Origin of the sequence: Hoeflea prorocentri (assembly GCF_027944115.1) — a bacterium.
Lineage (GTDB): Bacteria > Pseudomonadota > Alphaproteobacteria > Rhizobiales > Rhizobiaceae > Hoeflea_A > Hoeflea_A prorocentri.
In genome coordinates, this window is record NZ_JAPJZI010000001.1 from 2,189,640 (window position 1) to 2,206,582 (window position 16,943).

Consider the following 16,943-nt stretch of genomic DNA (forward strand, 5'->3'; position numbering starts at 1 on the left):
CGAAGCCGGGCTGTTTGCTGTCTCACCCTGCGACCATTCGGGTTGAACAGCTCAAACCGATCAGGCGGGCACTTTCGTCAACACGGACTGATCGATCATGAAACGGTCGAAGATCGGCAGACTGGCGCCACCGATGACCCGGGCCTCGGCACCCACCTGAGCCTCGACAATTGCCGGCTCGCGGATGCCCTGCCTGTCCAGCTTGTGAAACTCTCTTTCGACCGTTTCAACCAGACGGGTGCGCACGGATCTCGGAAAACCGCCGTCGATCAGAACTGCCTCCATGTCGATGATGGCTGATATGGCGACAATCGCGATCGCGATGTTTCGTGATGTTTCGTCGATCCAATTCGACAATATGACGCCGTAGTCCGGCCATGTATCCGGATTGAGCCACAGGGGCGACGGGTCGAGCCCGGCTTCCTTCAACCGGTTTTCGAGAACGAAGATTGATGCCTGGTTGAGCAACTGACGCGGCTTTCCGCCCGGTCCAGGAACCGGGATCGGCCCAAACGCTCCGGCGTTGCCGCTTCGGCCCGTATAAAGCGCATGGTCGAGCACCAGCCCTCCACCGATGAAGGAGCCGACAAAAAAATAGGCGAAGTCCGAAAACTCACGCCCGCGGCCAAACACAAGTTCTGCGCCGCACGCAGCAGTCGCGTCATTTTGAACGATCACTGGAAGGTCCGTGATGTCAGCCATGGCCTCCGCAAAGTCGAAATCGCGCCAGGCATCCATCTCGTTGCGGGGCGCGCCGACCTGGTCCAGCCAGTTCCAAAGCTCGAAGGGCGATGCAATGCCGATGCCCGCGATGCGGCCTCTGGAGGTTTCATCGAGCTCATCCTGGAGTTGCCGCAGACCGGCTTCGGCGAACCGGATGATCTGTCCGGGCAGCGGATAGGCAAACGTCTCGCGCAGTTGACGGCGCACGCCGCCGATAAAATCCATCAGGACAAGGTCCGCGCTTCGTCGCCCGATCTTCAGGCCGACGGAAAAAACCGCGTCCGGATTAAGGGCCATCGGGATCGATGGCTGCCCAACCCTGCCGCGAACCGGTTCACCACGGATCAGCAGCGCATCCTTTTCCAGCGCCCGCATGATGACGGATACCGTCTGCGCGGAAAGTCCCGTACGCCGCGCAATGTCTGCCTTGGCAAGACTGCCATGGCGGCGCACCAGAGACATGACCAGGCGTTCATTGTGCGCACGTACGCGTGTCTGGTTGGAACCACCGCTCGGATCCTTGATCCGCTTCACGGTGTCGTCCGCCCTGTTGTGAGGCGACATACTCAATCTGCTTTCCCCCGCGTTGGCCTGAGGCCACGACAAGCATAGCTATACGGGTGGGCAATTTCTTCCTCGCCGGCGCACTTTGGCACAGAAAATAAATAAATCAAGTAGATTTATTTATTGACAAGACGCCATGCAGCATGTGTGATTGCCAGCGTAGAGACGTCTGCCCGCAAGGACCATTGCATGCTGGTGGCGGCGTCGGGACGCCTCTTCAACGGGCAAGTCGACCCGACTTTCAGGGTCTGCGTGTCCAGCCAGCCGGAACAACCTGGCGGCCTCTCCTTGCCGGAGATGCCCGAAGGCCTGCCGGCCGAGCGGTTGCAGTTTGCCTTTAGGAGCGGCGCTGCAACCAAAGTGATCAATCGGGAGGAAGATCGTGAAACATACATTCATCGCAGCAAGCCTCGGTGCCATGGTACTCGGTATCGCCGGAACAACAGGGGCGCAGGCCGAAACCATTGGCGCCTGCCTTATCACCAAGACGGACACCAATCCGTTCTTCGTGAAGATGAAAGAAGGCGCGACAGCAAAGGCGAAAGAACTCGGTATCGAACTGAAGTCCTATGCCGGTCGGATTGACGGCGATTCGGAAAGTCAGGTTGCCGCCATCGAAACCTGCATCGTTGACGGTGCGAAGGGCATTTTGATCACGGCCTCAGATACAAAAGGGATCGTGCCGGCAGTGCAACAGGCGCGGGACGCCGGTCTGCTGGTGATCGCACTCGACACGCCGCTCGAGCCAATCGATTCGGCTGACGCGACATTCGCGACCGACAATTTCCTCGCAGGCGAGTTGATCGGGCAATGGGCGGCGGCAACTCTCGGCGACGAGGCTAAGAACGCCAAGATCGCAATGCTCGACCTTGCGGTCAGCCAGCCATCGGTTGGCGTTTTACGCGACCAGGGTTTTCTGCAGGGATTTGGTATCGACCTGAAAGATCCCGGCAAATGGGGCGATGAGGATGATCCGCGCATTGTCGGCAACGAAGTGACGGCCGGCAATGAAGAAGGTGGACGCACGGCCATGGAGAACCTTCTCCAAAAAGATCCGGGCATCAATGTCGTCTACACGATCAACGAGCCTGCCGCCGCAGGAGCCTATGAGGCCCTGAAAGCGGTTGGCCGCGAAAACGACGTGTTGATCGTTTCGGTGGATGGCGGCTGTCCGGGCGTACAGAACATAGCCGATGGCGTTATTGGCGCGACCTCGCAGCAATACCCGTTGCTCATGGCTTCACTCGGCATCGAGGCGATTGCTGCCTGGGCCAAGGATGGCACCAAGCCGACCAACACCGAAGGCAAGGATTTCTTCGATACCGGTGTTGCGCTGGTCACAGACCAGCCGGTTGACGGTGTTCCGTCCATCGACACCAAGGAAGGCATGGACAAGTGCTGGGGCTGATGAGCCTTTGAAGCTGGCCGGTTCGGGCAAACAGCCCGAACCGGTGCGGTTTACAAACCCGCACACCTTCAGGACAATACCAGGCATGGCAGCACACGGATGGCGCGCGACGACGTTGCCGATCCTGATGTTTGCCATTTAACCCGGGGAAACAGTCATGCCCGATACCACCGACAAGGCCGGAGAGGATTTCGAGCAGGTTCTCGATCAAAGCGCGACGGAGGTCGCGTCCTTTGACCACAGACACCACACCCCACTGGAGCGTTTGCAGCACCTTCTGCACTCCAATCCGGCAGCGGTGCCGCTCATCGTCCTCGTCATGTCCCTCCTCATCTTCGGACTGATTGTCGGGTCCAAATTCTTTTCCCCGTTCGCGTTGACGCTTATCCTTCAGCAGGTCGCGATTGTCGGCTTTGTCGGAGCGGCGCAGACACTGGTGATCCTGACGGCGGGCATTGACCTTTCGGTCGGGGCAATCATGGTCTTGTCATCCGTGGTTATGGGGCAGTTCACATTCCGCTACGGATTTCCGCCGGAAATCGCGGTCCTGTGCGGTTTTGCGGTCGGAGCGGCCTGCGGCTTTATCAATGGCGCGCTGGTCGCGCTCGTCCGGCTGCCGCCCTTCATCGTCACACTCGGCATGTGGCAGATTATCCTTGCCTCCAATTTCCTCTATTCAGCCAATGAGACGATCCGCAGCCAGGACATTTCGCAATCCGCCCCCTTGCTTCAGTTCTTCGGCAACAAGATTTCGATCGGCGGCGCCGTCCTGACCTTCGGCGTCATCACCATGGTGCTGCTGGTTCTGGCGCTCAACTATGTTCTCAATCACACGTCCTGGGGGCGACATGTCTATGCGGTCGGGGATGACCCGGATGCCGCGGAACTCGCGGGGGTCCGTGTTAAACGGACACTGATATCGGTCTATGTCTGTGCCGGGCTCATCTGTGCCCTCGCCGGCTGGGTGCTGATCGGGCGCATCGGCTCGGTGTCGCCAACGGCCGGACAATTCGCCAATATCGAATCGATTACAGCCGTGGTGATCGGTGGCATTTCGCTGTTTGGCGGCCGCGGCTCGATCCTCGGCATGATGTTCGGCGCGTTGATCGTCGGGGTCTTCTCGCTGGGCCTGCGTATGATCGGCACCGACCCGCAATGGACCTATCTGCTGATCGGCCTGCTCATCATCTCGGCCGTTGCGATCGACCAATGGATAAGAAAGATTTCGGTATGAGCGAGCCTATTCTCACAGCCCGCAATCTCGTCAAGCGGTTTGGCCGCGTCGTGGCCCTCGATCACGCGAATTTCGATCTTTATCCCGGCGAGATCCTGGCGGTCATTGGAGACAATGGAGCCGGAAAATCGACGATGATCAAGGCAATCTCCGGGGCCGTTGTTCCTGACGAAGGCGAAGTCTTGCTGGAGGGCAAACCGGTCCATTTCCACACGCCGCTCGAAGCACAGCAGGCCGGTATCGAGACCGTGTATCAAAATCTTGCGCTGTCCCCTGCCCTGTCGATCGCCGACAATATGTTCCTTGGCCGCGAATGGCGAAAGCCGGGTCTTGCCGGCAAGATTTTCCGCCAGCTCGACCGCTCCGCGATGGAGAGGTTCGCCCGCGACAAGCTGAGCGAACTTGGCCTTTTGACAATTCAGAATATCGGCCAGGCCGTGGAGACACTCTCCGGCGGCCAGCGGCAAGGCGTGGCCGTCGCGCGGGCCGCGGCCTTCGGCTCGAAGGTCATCATCATGGACGAACCCACGGCGGCACTTGGCGTAAAAGAATCGCGCCGCGTGCTTGATCTCATCCTCGACGTGAAGTCCCGCGGCCTTCCAATCGTGCTCATTTCCCACAACATGCCGCATGTCTTCGAGGTTGCCGACAGGATCCATATCCATCGGCTCGGCCGGCGGTTATGCGTCATCAATCCCAAGGAACACAGCATGTCGGATGCCGTCGCCTATATGACCGGGGCGAAGGTGCCTGAAGAGCTGGAAGCTGCATGAAGTCAATCGCGTCCGCAGACCTTCCGGCCATGATTGCCGGTTCGGCTGCTAAGAACCGCCGCACCCTTGTCGCCATCGCCGGCCCGCCCGGAGTTGGCAAATCCACCTTGTCGGAAAGCCTCCGCAACGATTTGATCGCTCTTGGCCAGCCCGCATGCATCGTGCCGATGGACGGCTTTCATATGGACAACTCAGCGCTGGACGATCTGGGTTTGCGTCAACGCAAAGGTGCGCCGCAAACCTTCAATGCCGAAGCCTTCGTCCGCTTCGTTGCCGAACTGCGCGATGCGAGCCGGGACCATCTTGCACCGGATTTCGACCGGACAAATGATTGTGTCCGGGAAAACACGATCACGATCGCACGCAACTGCCGGGTTGTGCTGGTTGAGGGCAATTACCTGCTGCTTGATGAAACGCCCTGGTGCACGCTTCAGGACATTTTCGATATCACGGTCTTTCTGAGCGCATCGATGGATACCCTTCGCGACCGTCTTGTTTCGCGATGGATCGATCACGGCTACGATCCCGAGGCCGCACATCAAAAAGCTCTCGGAAACGACATCCCGAATGCCGAGAACGTGCTCCATCATTCCAGGCGTGCCGATGTTATCCTCGACGTTTCGAACAGGACCTAGGGCATGTCCAGATACCGCCTGATCCAGTCATTCTCGCCTGAAAGTAGCAATGATCCACAGCCTCGGCGCGACGCGCTGTACTTCAGCGTTCATCCTTTTGCTCCGTAGAAACGATTGATTCTAATCCGGTTTTTGCGACGCATCCGGCCTGTCGAGTTTTGTCTTGACGCCGTTGCGTCAAACCAAATCTCCAAACAGCAAATACAGCCGGCAATAAGAACTTGACACCATAGGCGTCTCGTCGCATGCTTCAAATGTAATCGATTACAAACTGCCATTTTTCAGGATGTAATCGATTACTTGTGTAACGGTCTTCACAGATCATTCGGGCGCGGCGGGAGACCAGCGCCCATGGGAGGTTCATATGCATCGTATCAGGACAGCTCTTGTAGCAACCACAATTCTGGCTGCTGCCGGCGCCGCGTCTGCCACCGACCTGGAAGTCACACACTGGTGGACATCAGGTGGCGAGGCAGCGGCGGTCAAGGCTTTTGCCGACGCTTTCAACGCCGCTGGCAACAACTGGGTGGATGGTGCTATCGCCGGATCCGGCGACACAGCCCGCGCGACCATGATCAGCCGCATCACCGGCGGCGATCCAATGGGCGCGACCCAGTTCAACCATGGACGCCAGGCGGAAGAACTGGTCGAAGCCGGCCTGATGCGCGATCTGACCGATGTTGCCGAAGCCGAGGGCTGGATAGACCTTGTCCATCCGAAAGGCTTGCTGGATGCCTGCACTGTGGATGGTAAAATCTACTGTGTTCCGGTCAACATCCACTCGTGGCAGTGGATCTGGCTCTCAAACAAGGCATTTGAGGACGCCGGCGTGCCGGTCCCCAGCAACTGGGACGAATTTGTTGCCGCCGCTCCGGCGCTTGAAGCCGCAGGCAAAATTCCGCTCGCCATGGGTCAGCAGTCCTGGCAGACATCCGGCGCCTTCCAGGTGCTGATGGTGGCTTTGGCCGGCCCGGAGGTGTTTCAGAAGGTCTATGGCGATCATGATGCCGAGGTCGCGGCCGGTCCCGATGTCGCCCGGGTTTTCAAGGCGGCAGATGACGCCCGCAAAATGTCACAGAAGTCCAACGTTCAAGATTGGAACCAGGCAACAAATCTTGTCATAACCGGTAAGGCCGGCGGGCAGATCATGGGAGACTGGGCACAGGGCGAATTCCAGGTAGCAGGACAAGTTGCAGGCGAACACTACACCTGTCTGCCCGGTCTGGGCATCAACGAAGTGATTTCCACGGGCGGCGATGCCTTCTATTTCCCCAAGCTTGACGATGAAGAGCTGTCGGCAGCCCAGGCGAAACTTGCGTCCTTGATGCTTTCCAAACAGGTTCAGGTCGATTTCAATCTGAAAAAGGGCTCGTTGCCGGTTCGCGGTGATGTTGACCTTGCAGCAGCCAATGACTGCATGAAGAAGGGCCTTGAGATCCTCGCCAAAGGAAACATCATATCCGACACGAACCAGTTGATGTCGCCGGATTCCCTTGGACAGATCAACGACCTGTTCGTGGAGTTCTTCAACGACAACAACATTACGCCAGAGGATGCGCAGGAGCGTTTTGCGCAGATCGTCGCGGCTGCCGACTAGACCTCTGTAACTCCACCGTGCAGCCGGCTTGTTGGCCGGCTGCCGCCAGGCGTTTAAAAACCATTTTATGAACTGGACCGTGGGAGGATCTTCCGATGACGGACGCTCGCCGCCCCGTGCAAATTTTCCGGCATCTCAGTGCCAAAATCGCAGCCATTCCGATGGTCCTGACCGCGCTCGTCATCTTTGTGGGATGTTCGGTATGGACGATTGTTTATTCGTTCACCGGCTCCAAACTTCTGCCGCGCCTGAAGTTCGTCGGGCTTGATCAGTACGACCGGCTCTGGTCCACAAATCGCTGGCTCGTTTCAATCGAAAACCTGTTTGTATACGGGATCTGCATGCTGATCCTGTCTCTGGTGCTCGGCTTTGTCCTGGCTGCCCTGCTCGATCAGAAAATCAGGTTCGAAAACACCTTCAGAACCGTTCTCCTTTACCCATTTGCGTTCAGCTTCATCGTTACCGGTCTGGTTTGGCAATGGGTTCTCAATCCGGAATTCGGGGTTCAGAACATTGTCCGCAGCCTTGGCTGGGATACGTTCACCTTTGACCCGCTCTACAATTCCGACATCGTCATTTACGGCGTTCTGATTGCCGGGCTGTGGCAAAGCACCGGCCTGATCATGTGTCTCATGCTCGCCGGTCTCAGGGGGATCGACGAGGACATCTGGAAGGCGGCCCGGGTCGATGGGATTTCCACATGGAAGACTTACCTTCTGATCATCATCCCGATGATGCGGCCGGTGTTTATCACGACGCTTGTGATCATCGCCTCCGGTATCGTGAAGGTCTATGACCTGGTTGTTGCCCAGACCGGCGGCGGCCCTGGCATCGCCTCCGAGGTTCCGGCCAAATATGTCTATGACTTCATGTTCCTCAATCAGAATCTCGGACAGGGGTTCGCGGCCTCAACCATGATGCTGCTGACGGTGATTATCATCATCGTGCCGTGGGCATATCTGGAATTCGGAGGGAAACGACGTGTCTAATCCCGGCACCCTGGCGACGGCTGTCGTCGCGGCGGACGCACTCAAGGAAAGTGCACGCGGACCGAGCGGTCCACGGCCCCGCCGCAGAATCTCCCGGCGCAATATCTTTGTCTACGGAACGCTGCTCGTCGTCTCCGTGTACTATCTTCTGCCGCTCTACGTCATGATCGTCACATCGCTCAAAGGCATGCCGGAAATCCGTCTCGGCAACGTCTTTTCGCCGCCCGTGGACATTACCTTCGAGCCCTGGGTCAAGGCATGGTCGCAAGCCTGCACCGGCCTCAACTGCGACGGGCTGAGCCGCGGCTTCTGGAACTCGGTCAGGATCACGGTTCCAAGCGTCGTGATCTCTATCGTCATTGCCTCCATCAACGGCTACACCCTTGCCAACTGGCGCTTTAAGGGCGCCGATGTCTTTTTCACGATCCTGATCGTCGGCGCGTTCATTCCCTATCAGATCATGATCTACCCGATTGTCGTGGTGTTGCGCGAAATCGGCCTTTACGGCAGCATCTGGGGTCTGGTTCTCGTCCATTCGATTTTCGGCATGCCGATCCTGACGCTTCTCTTCAGGAACTATTTCACATCCATCCCGGAGGAGCTGTTCAAAGCCGCCCGTGTGGATGGCGCAGGTTTCTGGCGGATCTATTTCAAGATCATGCTGCCGATGAGCCTGCCGATCTTTGTCGTCGCAATCATCCTTCAAGTCACCGGTATCTGGAACGACTTCCTATTCGGTGTGATTTATACAAAGCCCGACACATACCCGATGACCGTACAGTTGAATAACATCGTCAACTCGGTTCAGGGTGTGAAAGAATACAATGTCAACATGGCCGCCACGATCCTCACCGGTCTCGTGCCACTCGTCATCTATTTTATCTCTGGCAAGCTCTTCGTGCGCGGCATCGCCGCCGGCGCGGTGAAAGGTTAGATCAATGGCCGGATCCAAAAGCATCGAAATCCGCAACCTGTCACTCAGCTTCGGCGAGCTGAAGGTTCTGGAACAACTCGACCTCGACATATTTGATGGCGAATTCCTGGTGCTGCTCGGCGCCTCGGGTTGCGGAAAATCAACCCTTTTGAACTGCATTGCCGGTCTGCTCGATATCTCGGACGGTCAGATTTTTATCAAGGGCAAGAATGTCACCTGGGAGGAGCCGAAAGACCGGGGCATCGGCATGGTCTTCCAGTCCTATGCGCTTTACCCGCAGATGAGTGTCGAGGGAAACCTCTCATTCGGCCTCAAGAATGCCGGGATGGCAAAAACCGAGATCGCCGAACGGGTCGCCAGAGCAGCCTCCATCCTGCAGATCGAGCCTCTCCTGAAACGCAAGCCGTCGCAGCTTTCAGGCGGCCAGCGCCAGCGCGTCGCCATCGGCCGCGCCCTTGTGCGGGAGGTCGACGTCTTCCTGTTCGACGAACCTTTGTCGAACCTTGATGCAAAACTGCGCGCGGAACTGCGTGTCGAGATCAAGCGTCTTCACCAGCGCCTCAACAACACGATGATCTATGTGACCCACGATCAGATCGAGGCGCTGACGCTTGCCGACCGCATCGCAATCATGCGCGGGGGCCAGGTTCAGCAGCTGGACACACCGCATGCGATCTACAACCACCCGGCCAACAAATATGTCGCCGGCTTCATCGGCTCACCGGGAATGAACTTCATGGAAGGCACGCTGAACGGCGGCGACAAACCGCAATTTTCCACTGGTCAGATGAACGTCGATTTGTCGCGCTACAACTTTATAAACGGCGGCTCACTCGACGGATCGCAGGCGTGGCTTGGCGTTCGCCCCGAACATGTCTCGACCGGCAGGGATGCAGCCGACAAAACCTTTTCCAGCCAGGTCAGCGTGGAAGTTGTCGAACCCATGGGGTCCGACACACTGGTGTGGACGACACTGGCCGATCAGGAATTCCGGTTCCGCATGGACGGACAGAAGACTGTGGAAGTCGGAGAAACGCTTCAGATCGGATTCGACCCGGTCAGCGCCTCCGTCTTCGACGCGCAAACCGAAAACAGAATGTAACTGCTTCTTTTGATTGGACCTTCAATGGATTTGTCTTTTCAGCTCTACAGCGCACGCAATTTCACGCCCTGGGACAAGGTGCTCAGTTATCTTTCGCAAATGGGCTATACCCAGGTGGAAGGCTTCGGCGGCGTCTATGAGGACGCCGCCGCCTTCCGCGGCTCAATGGATGACAACGGCCTGGCCATGCCCACAGGCCATTTTGGGGTCGAAACGCTCGAGGATGATTTCGATGCGGTCATTGCGCTTGCCGAGACCTTGGGTATCAACTCGATCTTCTGCCCCTATCTCAATGAGGATCAGCGCCCGACAGATGCGGCCGGATACACGCAATTTGCCAGGCGCCTTTCGGCGATCAATACGAAAGTCCGCGCGACCGGCCGCCGCTTCGGCTGGCACAACCACGATTTCGAGTTTCGCCCGCTCGCCGACGGCACCATTCCGCAAAAGGTGATCCTTGACGAGGCGCCGGACATCGACTGGGAGGCCGATATCGCATGGATCATTCGCGGCGGCGGCGAGCCGCTCGAATGGATCGAGAACTACGGCTCACGCATCACGTCGGTACATGTGAAAGACATTGCGCCCGCCGGTCAGTGCGAGGATGAGGACGGTTGGGAGGATGTCGGTCACGGCATTGTCGCGTGGAAGAACATCCTGCGCGCGCTCAACGAGAGTGCAAAGGTTTCCTACTTCGTCATGGAACATGACAATCCTAACGATTTTGAACGGTTTGCACGTCGTTCATTCCAGGCAATGAGCAGATTTGCGGAGGAAGCCAATGGCTGAACAACTCGGTGTCGGCATCATGGGATGCGGCAACATCTCGGCGGCCTATATGAAGCTCGCGCCGCTTTTCAGCGGATTTGAGATCAGGGCTTGCGCGGATATCAGCCAAGAGGCGGCCAGCGCACGCGCCGAGGAATTCGGACTGAGGGCGGAAACTGTGGACGGTCTGCTGGCAGCCGATGATATTGATATTATCGTCAACCTGACCATTCCGGCCGCCCATTATGAGGTATCGCGCTCTATCCTCGAGGCTGGAAAACACGTCTACTCAGAAAAGCCGTTTGTACTGTCCGTCGCCGAGGGCCGTGACCTTTCGGAGCTCGCAGCGTCAAAAGGCTTGCGCATCGGATCAGCACCGGACACCTTCCTTGGCGGATCGCATCAGCTTGCCCGCCATCTGATTGACGCAGGCACTGTCGGCAAGATTACCGGTGGCACCTGTTACGTGCTCAGCCACGGCATGGAACACTGGCATCCCAATCCGGATTTCTTTTTCAAACCGGGGGGCGGGCCGATCCTCGACATAGCGCCCTACTACATAACCAACCTGGTTCAACTTATCGGGCCGGTAAAGCGCGTCGCCGCACTTTCCTCCACCCCCTCTCCAGAGCGGACCATCACGTCGCAACCGCGTCACGGCGAAAAGATCACGGTCGAAACGCCCACCACGTTCCATGCCATCTTGGAGTTCCGGAACGGCGCGACCGTCAGTCTCGGGGCAAGCTGGGATGTGTGGCAGCATGGTCATTCGCCCATGGAGCTTTATGGCGAAGACGGCAGCCTTTTCGTACCGGACCCCAATTTCTTCAGCGGGGAACTGAAGGTCACGAGCAAGGCCGAGTTCACCGACGAGAGGCCGGCTTGGAATCATCCGTTCAACAAGATCAATGAAGGATCGGAAGACAACGGTGTTGCCAACTACCGCGCCTCAGGCCTTGCCGATATGGCGCATGCCATTGCCGTCAACCGGCCGCATCGCTGTTCGCTCGAGATGGCGCTTCACGTTGTTGAGGTAATGACAGCCATCCTTAAGTCAGGCGAGAACGGGACCTTCCAGATCATGGAAACGGATTGCGAGCGACCAAAGGCCCTGCCACCCGATGAGGCGGCTGCGCTGATGGCGTAACCGCCCTTGCTCAGTTACGGAGTAAACCATGGCAACCAATATCAAAGGCCCGGGCCTTTTTCTGGCGCAGTTTGCCGACGATGAAGCCCCGTTCAATTCGCTTCCGGCCATCACGCAGTGGGCAGCATCCCTTGGCTATGAGGGTGTTCAGATCCCGACCTGGGATGAACGGCTCTTCGATCTGGAGACAGCGGCGCAATCACAGGCCTATTGCGAGGACATCAAGGGCCAATGTGCCGAAGCCGGTGTCGAAATCACCGAGCTTTCGACCCATCTTCAGGGTCAGCTCATCGCGGTGCATCCGGCCTATGACGAGCAGTTCGACAGCTTTGCTCCGGTCCGGCTGCGCGGCAATCCGGCTGCCCGGCAGGAATGGGCCGTCGCCCAGCTCAAGCAAGCGGCACGCGCGTCGCGCAATCTGGGGCTGGACGTGTCCGTCTCCTTTACCGGTGCCCTCGCCTTTCCCTACCTCTATCCGTGGCCGCAACGCCCGGCGGGGCTGATTGACGAGGCCTTTTCAGAACTTGCACGGCGCTGGCGGCCGATCCTTGACGTCTATGAAGAAAACGGCGTCGATGTCGGTTATGAAATCCACCCGGGGGAAGATGTTTTCGACGGCGCCACGTTTGAAATGTTCCTGGAACGGCTTGATGGCCACAAGCGCTGCACGATCAATTACGACCCGTCGCATTTCGTCTTGCAACAGCTGGATTACCTGGCGTTTATCGACATTTATCACGAGCGCATCTCGGCCTTTCACGTCAAGGATGCCGAATTCAACCCGGACGGGCGGCAAGGTGTCTATTCGGGCTACCAGGGATGGACGGAGCGTGCCGGGCGCTTCCGCTCGCTGGGTGACGGACAAGTTGACTTCTCGGCGATCTTCTCGAAGATGGCCCAATATGATTACGACAGTTGGGCTGTACTGGAATGGGAATGCTGCCTGAAGCATCCGGTCCAGGGCGCGGCCGAGGGCGCCCCCTTCATTGCCGACCACATCATCCGGGTTACTGAAAAGGCGTTTGACGATTTCGCCGGCGGTGTGGTCGACAGGAACCAGATTCACCGGATGCTAGGGTTGCAGGGATAAGATATGGCAAAACATGCTACTGGAAAGACTAACATCGCTCCGGTGCGTCTCGGGATGGTCGGTGGCGGTCAAGGCGCCTTCATAGGCGCCGTTCATCGCATCGCCGCCCGTCTCGACGGACATTATGACCTAGTCGCGGGCGCCCTCTCCTCGGATGCGGACCGCGCTCTTGCTTCGGGTCTCGAGCTCGGCCTTGCGCCTGACCGCTGCTATCGTTCCTTCAAGGACATGGCCAAGATCGAGGCAGCCCGCGACGACGGGATTGAAGCGGTGTCCATCGTAACGCCGAACCATGTCCATTACCCGGCTGCCAGGGCTTTTCTGGAAGCGGGAATCCATGTCATCTGCGACAAACCCCTCTCCTCCTCCCTTGCGGATGCCAAAAAACTCGCCAAAGTTGCGGAAAAGTCGGACGCGCTGTTTGTACTGACCCACAACTACACCGGATACCCAATGATCCGGCAAGCGCGCCGGATGATCGCCGAGGGGCGTCTCGGCACCATCCGGGTCGTGCAGGCTGAATATGCGCAGGACTGGCTCACCGAGGCGGAGGAAGATACCGGCAACAAACAGGCTGAGTGGCGCACCGATCCCGAACGCTCAGGCGTTGGCGGTTGCGTCGGAGATATCGGTACACATGCGTGGAACCTTGCTACGTTTGTCAGCGGTCTGGAAACCGACAGCCTGGCGGCTGATCTCGACAGCTTTGTCGACGGCCGGCGCGTCGACGACAATGTGAACGTTCTGCTTCGTTTCAAACCCGAGGCGAAAGGGAAGCCGGCAAAGGGCATGCTGTGGAGCAGCCAGGTTGCACCGGGCAATGAAAACGGGCTGAAACTGCGGATCTATGGAGATGCCGGCGGCATCGAGTGGCGGCAGGAGGATCCCAATCTCCTGTGGTACACTCCATTCGGCAAACCGAAACAGATGCTAACCCGGGCCGGTGCGGGTTCCAATGCCGCGGCCGCACGGGTCACGCGTGTGCCTGCCGGGCACCCCGAGGGCTATCTGGAAGGTTTTGCCAATATCTATAGCGAAGCGGCTACAGCCATTCGGGCCCGCAGAAAAAAGAATGGCAAGATCCCGAAGGATGTGCATTTTCCGACGGTTCGGGACGGCGTTGACGGCATGCGGTTCATCGACGCCTGCGTTCGTTCATCGGCACAAAATTCCGCTTGGATCAAACTCTAGGCGGCACTGCCAGCCGAACCGGTGAGCAATCGTATAAATTGTACTGCAAGAACCTTGGGCCAGATGTTTAAACCTCTCTTAAAGATCGTGCGGCATAGTTTCAGCCGGCAGCGCAGTTTCTGAATTTTATCACCATGAGATAATCGCGCCCGCATGATGCATCCACGCCAGCCTTGACAGGCATGCCGCATTCCGACCGCGACGCAGTCGGATCAATGCTCAAGTCGGGGACTACGGATGCAGATTTCAAAAAAATTGCCCTTGGCCGCTGTCCTCATGACGGTCCTCGCGATTGCCGCGACAAGTATGGGCGGTCTCTATGTCGCGGGACAGGCAAATGTTCAGGAAGTGGAAGACAAACTAGCCGCGCTGGCGATAGGAAAAAGAAACGAGCTGCATCAGTACATTGCGAATATCAACAAGGATGCGGAGTTCATTTCTGAAAATCGTACGGCGATTGAGGCGCTGGAACTCATAGACTTCGAGTTCAGCCTATTTGAGGACAAGGCACGCGAAACCCTGCAGCAACGTTACATTGCGGACAATCCGAATGCCGCCGGTGAAAGGCATCTGCTGGTTAACCCGGATATCGATGTTTATGACAATGTGCATGCGCACTACCACAATTATTTCTCACGATATGTGACCGACTACGGTTACAGCGACATAATCCTGATCAATCCCAAGGGCGGGATCATCTATTCAGTTTCCAAGGTGGACGACTTTGCCACGAACGTGCTGAGCGGGCCGTGGAAGGACACAGCCCTGGCGCAAAGCTTCAGATTGGCGATCACCGCGCCGGAGACGGAACAAACCGTGTCTTCTGATTTGCAGCCCTACGGTCCTATCGACAATGCTCCTGCCGCTTTCTTCGCTCGTCCGGTGTTAAAGGACGGCACGCTGCTGGGTGTCGTGGTCCTGAGGATAGATTCAACACGAATTTCACAGATCCTGGCGAGCCGGGAGGGCTTGGGTCAGACCGGGGAAACACTGCTCATAAACGGTGATGGCTCGATTCTGTCGGATTCACCGTTGACCCAAGGCGACGACACATTGCAACAGCAGATCAACACGCCGCTCCTGAGCAAGGCAGCAACCGCAGGAGTGTTGACAGGCGAAGTTTTGGGCTACCGGAATTCGGACAGATTGGCGGCCATCGTTCCGTTGAGTCTTGACGGACATGATTGGTTCGTCTTTGCAAGCATCGACGAAGCAGAGGCTTTCGCCGGCTTGAATCGCATGCGCACGGTTATGCTTTTGATTGCGGGTGCCGTCTCGCTCCTCTGCCTCATCCTTGCGATTATGTTCTCACGGACGATTACCCGGCCGATTAACAATCTGGCCGAACGCATGCGTGAGCTTGCCGAGGGCGATACACAAATCGACCTCGACCTGGAGCGCTCGGACGAGATTGGAGAAATGGCCAGATCGGTGGCCGTTTTCCGCGATGGCGCCGTTGAGAAAAGCCGCCTGGAGGATGAAGCCAGGCAAAACCAGCAATTGTCAGACAAGGAACGCGCCGACCGCGAAGTCGTCAAACAGCTTGAAGACGGCAAGACACGCGAAGCAGTGGACGCACTTGCCGACGGGCTGGAAAGGCTGGCTGCCGGCGACGTCTCCAAAACCATCGACGAGGCGTTCAAACCGGAGCTTGAGAGCCTTCGACAGAATTTCAACGACACGACCGCCAAGTTGTGCTCCACCCTTGCCGCGGTCAGAAGCAGCATGGCCTCGCTACGCAGCAATGCCGGCCAGGTGCACGGGGCTGCGGACGATCTTGCACGGCGTACGGAGCAACAGGCTGCGGCGCTTGAGGAAACGTCCGCGGCACTTGAGCAGATCACCGTCACGGTCAGCACCGCCTCAGACCGAGCCGAGGAAGCCAGCCGCATGGTGGCAGCAACAAAAGACAATGCGGAGCAATCAGGCGAAGTCGTCTCGAATGCCATAAGCGCAATGCAGCGCATCGAGACAGCGTCCGGGGAGATATCCAGCATTATCAACGTAATCGACGAGATCGCATTTCAAACCAATCTGCTCGCATTAAATGCCGGCGTGGAAGCCGCACGCGCCGGAGAAGCCGGCAAAGGCTTTGCCGTCGTTGCCCAGGAGGTCCGCGAGCTTGCTCAACGTTCTGCGAATGCTGCCAAAGATATAAAGGAACTTATTACGAAATCAGGTGAGGAAGTTAAGTCGGGCGTCGGGCTGGTCAACGACGCCGCCGCCGCGCTGTCGAATATCGGTGAGGACGTGCTGCGTATCAATGATCACGTTGATGCCATCGCGACGGGATCGCGCGAACAGGCACTCGGCATACAGGGGATCAACGACGCCGTCGGCCAGATGGACCAGATGACGCAACAGAACGCCGCCATGGTCGAGGAGAACAATGCGGTCAGCCAGATGCTATCCGACGACAGCGACAGCCTTGCCCGGCTTCTGGAGCAATTCAAACTGGATGACGGCCCGGTCTCAAAAGCAGAATCTGCAAAACCAGCCCCCTTGTCCAAACCCGTCAAACCATCCGCGGCTGTGCCGGTAACGGTTGGCAACAATGCCCTGGCAGCCACAGAGGACTGGGCAGAATTTTAAGAAGCCTCCGCCCGAAGAACCAGACACCCAACCAGCCTCAGATACGGCGTGTCACGCGCACCGTTAGCGCTCGGTCGCGCCGATCCGCAATGACATTTGCGGTTGATTAAGATTCATCGTCTATCATCACTGCGTGTGACGGTTGCTGGGCGAGCGACCCGTCTTGACTGTGACTTGCAGGTTTACGGTGAGTTCA

14 protein-coding genes are annotated in these 16,943 nt (G+C 57.8%); 13 read left to right on the plus strand and 1 reads right to left on the minus strand.

Annotation, left to right across the window (positions count from 1 at the left end; translation table 11 throughout):
• Positions 1–60 precede the first annotated feature (60 nt).
• Positions 61–1,287: an ROK family transcriptional regulator gene (locus OQ273_RS10355; protein ID WP_267993074.1), complete on the minus strand. Its 1,227-nt coding sequence runs from the start codon at positions 1,285–1,287 to the stop codon at positions 61–63.
• A gap of 382 nt (positions 1,288–1,669) precedes the next feature.
• Between OQ273_RS10355 and OQ273_RS10360 the strand changes: the two genes are divergently transcribed.
• The 13 genes from OQ273_RS10360 to OQ273_RS10420 all read left to right on the plus strand — a co-directional run bounded on the left by OQ273_RS10360 (position 1,670) and on the right by OQ273_RS10420 (position 16,747).
• Positions 1,670–2,695 carry a sugar ABC transporter substrate-binding protein gene (locus OQ273_RS10360; RefSeq protein WP_267990420.1) on the plus strand — a complete coding sequence of 342 codons (1,026 nt, stop codon included), beginning with the start codon at positions 1,670–1,672 and terminating at the stop codon, positions 2,693–2,695.
• 157 nt (positions 2,696–2,852) lie between these two features.
• Positions 2,853–3,929: an ABC transporter permease gene (locus OQ273_RS10365; RefSeq protein WP_267990421.1), complete on the plus strand. Its 1,077-nt coding sequence runs from the start codon at positions 2,853–2,855 to the stop codon at positions 3,927–3,929.
• On the plus strand, positions 3,905–4,702 hold the full coding sequence (locus OQ273_RS10370; RefSeq protein WP_267990422.1) for an ATP-binding cassette domain-containing protein: 798 nt from the start codon (positions 3,905–3,907) through the stop codon (positions 4,700–4,702). The genes OQ273_RS10365 and OQ273_RS10370 overlap by 25 nt, the downstream gene beginning before the upstream one ends.
• A complete protein-coding gene (locus tag OQ273_RS10375; protein WP_267990424.1) occupies positions 4,699–5,337 on the plus strand; it encodes a nucleoside/nucleotide kinase family protein in 639 nt (212 codons plus the stop codon). The genes OQ273_RS10370 and OQ273_RS10375 overlap by 4 nt, the downstream gene beginning before the upstream one ends.
• Before the next feature lie 364 nt (positions 5,338–5,701).
• On the plus strand, positions 5,702–6,934 hold the full coding sequence (locus OQ273_RS10380) for an ABC transporter substrate-binding protein (protein WP_267990425.1): 1,233 nt from the start codon (positions 5,702–5,704) through the stop codon (positions 6,932–6,934).
• A 95-nt stretch (positions 6,935–7,029) separates the two neighbouring features.
• Positions 7,030–7,923, plus strand: coding sequence for a carbohydrate ABC transporter permease (locus OQ273_RS10385; RefSeq protein ID WP_267990426.1), 894 nt, complete (start codon positions 7,030–7,032; stop codon positions 7,921–7,923).
• Entirely contained in the window at positions 7,916–8,857 is a 942-nt protein-coding gene (locus OQ273_RS10390) for a carbohydrate ABC transporter permease (RefSeq protein WP_425493370.1), read from the plus strand. Before OQ273_RS10385 ends, OQ273_RS10390 begins: the two co-directional genes overlap by 8 nt.
• Positions 8,858–8,861: 4 nt before the next feature.
• Entirely contained in the window at positions 8,862–9,959 is a 1,098-nt protein-coding gene (locus tag OQ273_RS10395) for an ABC transporter ATP-binding protein (protein WP_267990427.1), read from the plus strand.
• A gap of 24 nt (positions 9,960–9,983) precedes the next feature.
• A complete protein-coding gene (locus OQ273_RS10400; RefSeq protein WP_267990428.1) occupies positions 9,984–10,748 on the plus strand; it encodes a sugar phosphate isomerase/epimerase family protein in 765 nt (254 codons plus the stop codon).
• Positions 10,741–11,874, plus strand: a complete 1,134-nt coding sequence (locus tag OQ273_RS10405) for a Gfo/Idh/MocA family protein (protein WP_267990429.1) — start codon at positions 10,741–10,743, stop codon at positions 11,872–11,874. Before OQ273_RS10400 ends, OQ273_RS10405 begins: the two co-directional genes overlap by 8 nt.
• 28 nt (positions 11,875–11,902) lie before the next feature.
• A complete protein-coding gene (locus OQ273_RS10410; RefSeq protein ID WP_267990430.1) occupies positions 11,903–12,964 on the plus strand; it encodes a sugar phosphate isomerase/epimerase family protein in 1,062 nt (353 codons plus the stop codon).
• A gap of 3 nt (positions 12,965–12,967) precedes the next feature.
• Entirely contained in the window at positions 12,968–14,155 is a 1,188-nt protein-coding gene (locus OQ273_RS10415) for a Gfo/Idh/MocA family protein (protein ID WP_267990431.1), read from the plus strand.
• 237 nt (positions 14,156–14,392) lie between these two features.
• Complete coding sequence (locus OQ273_RS10420) at positions 14,393–16,747, plus strand: methyl-accepting chemotaxis protein (protein WP_267990432.1); 2,355 nt, start codon at positions 14,393–14,395, stop codon at positions 16,745–16,747.
• Positions 16,748–16,943 lie beyond the last annotated feature (196 nt).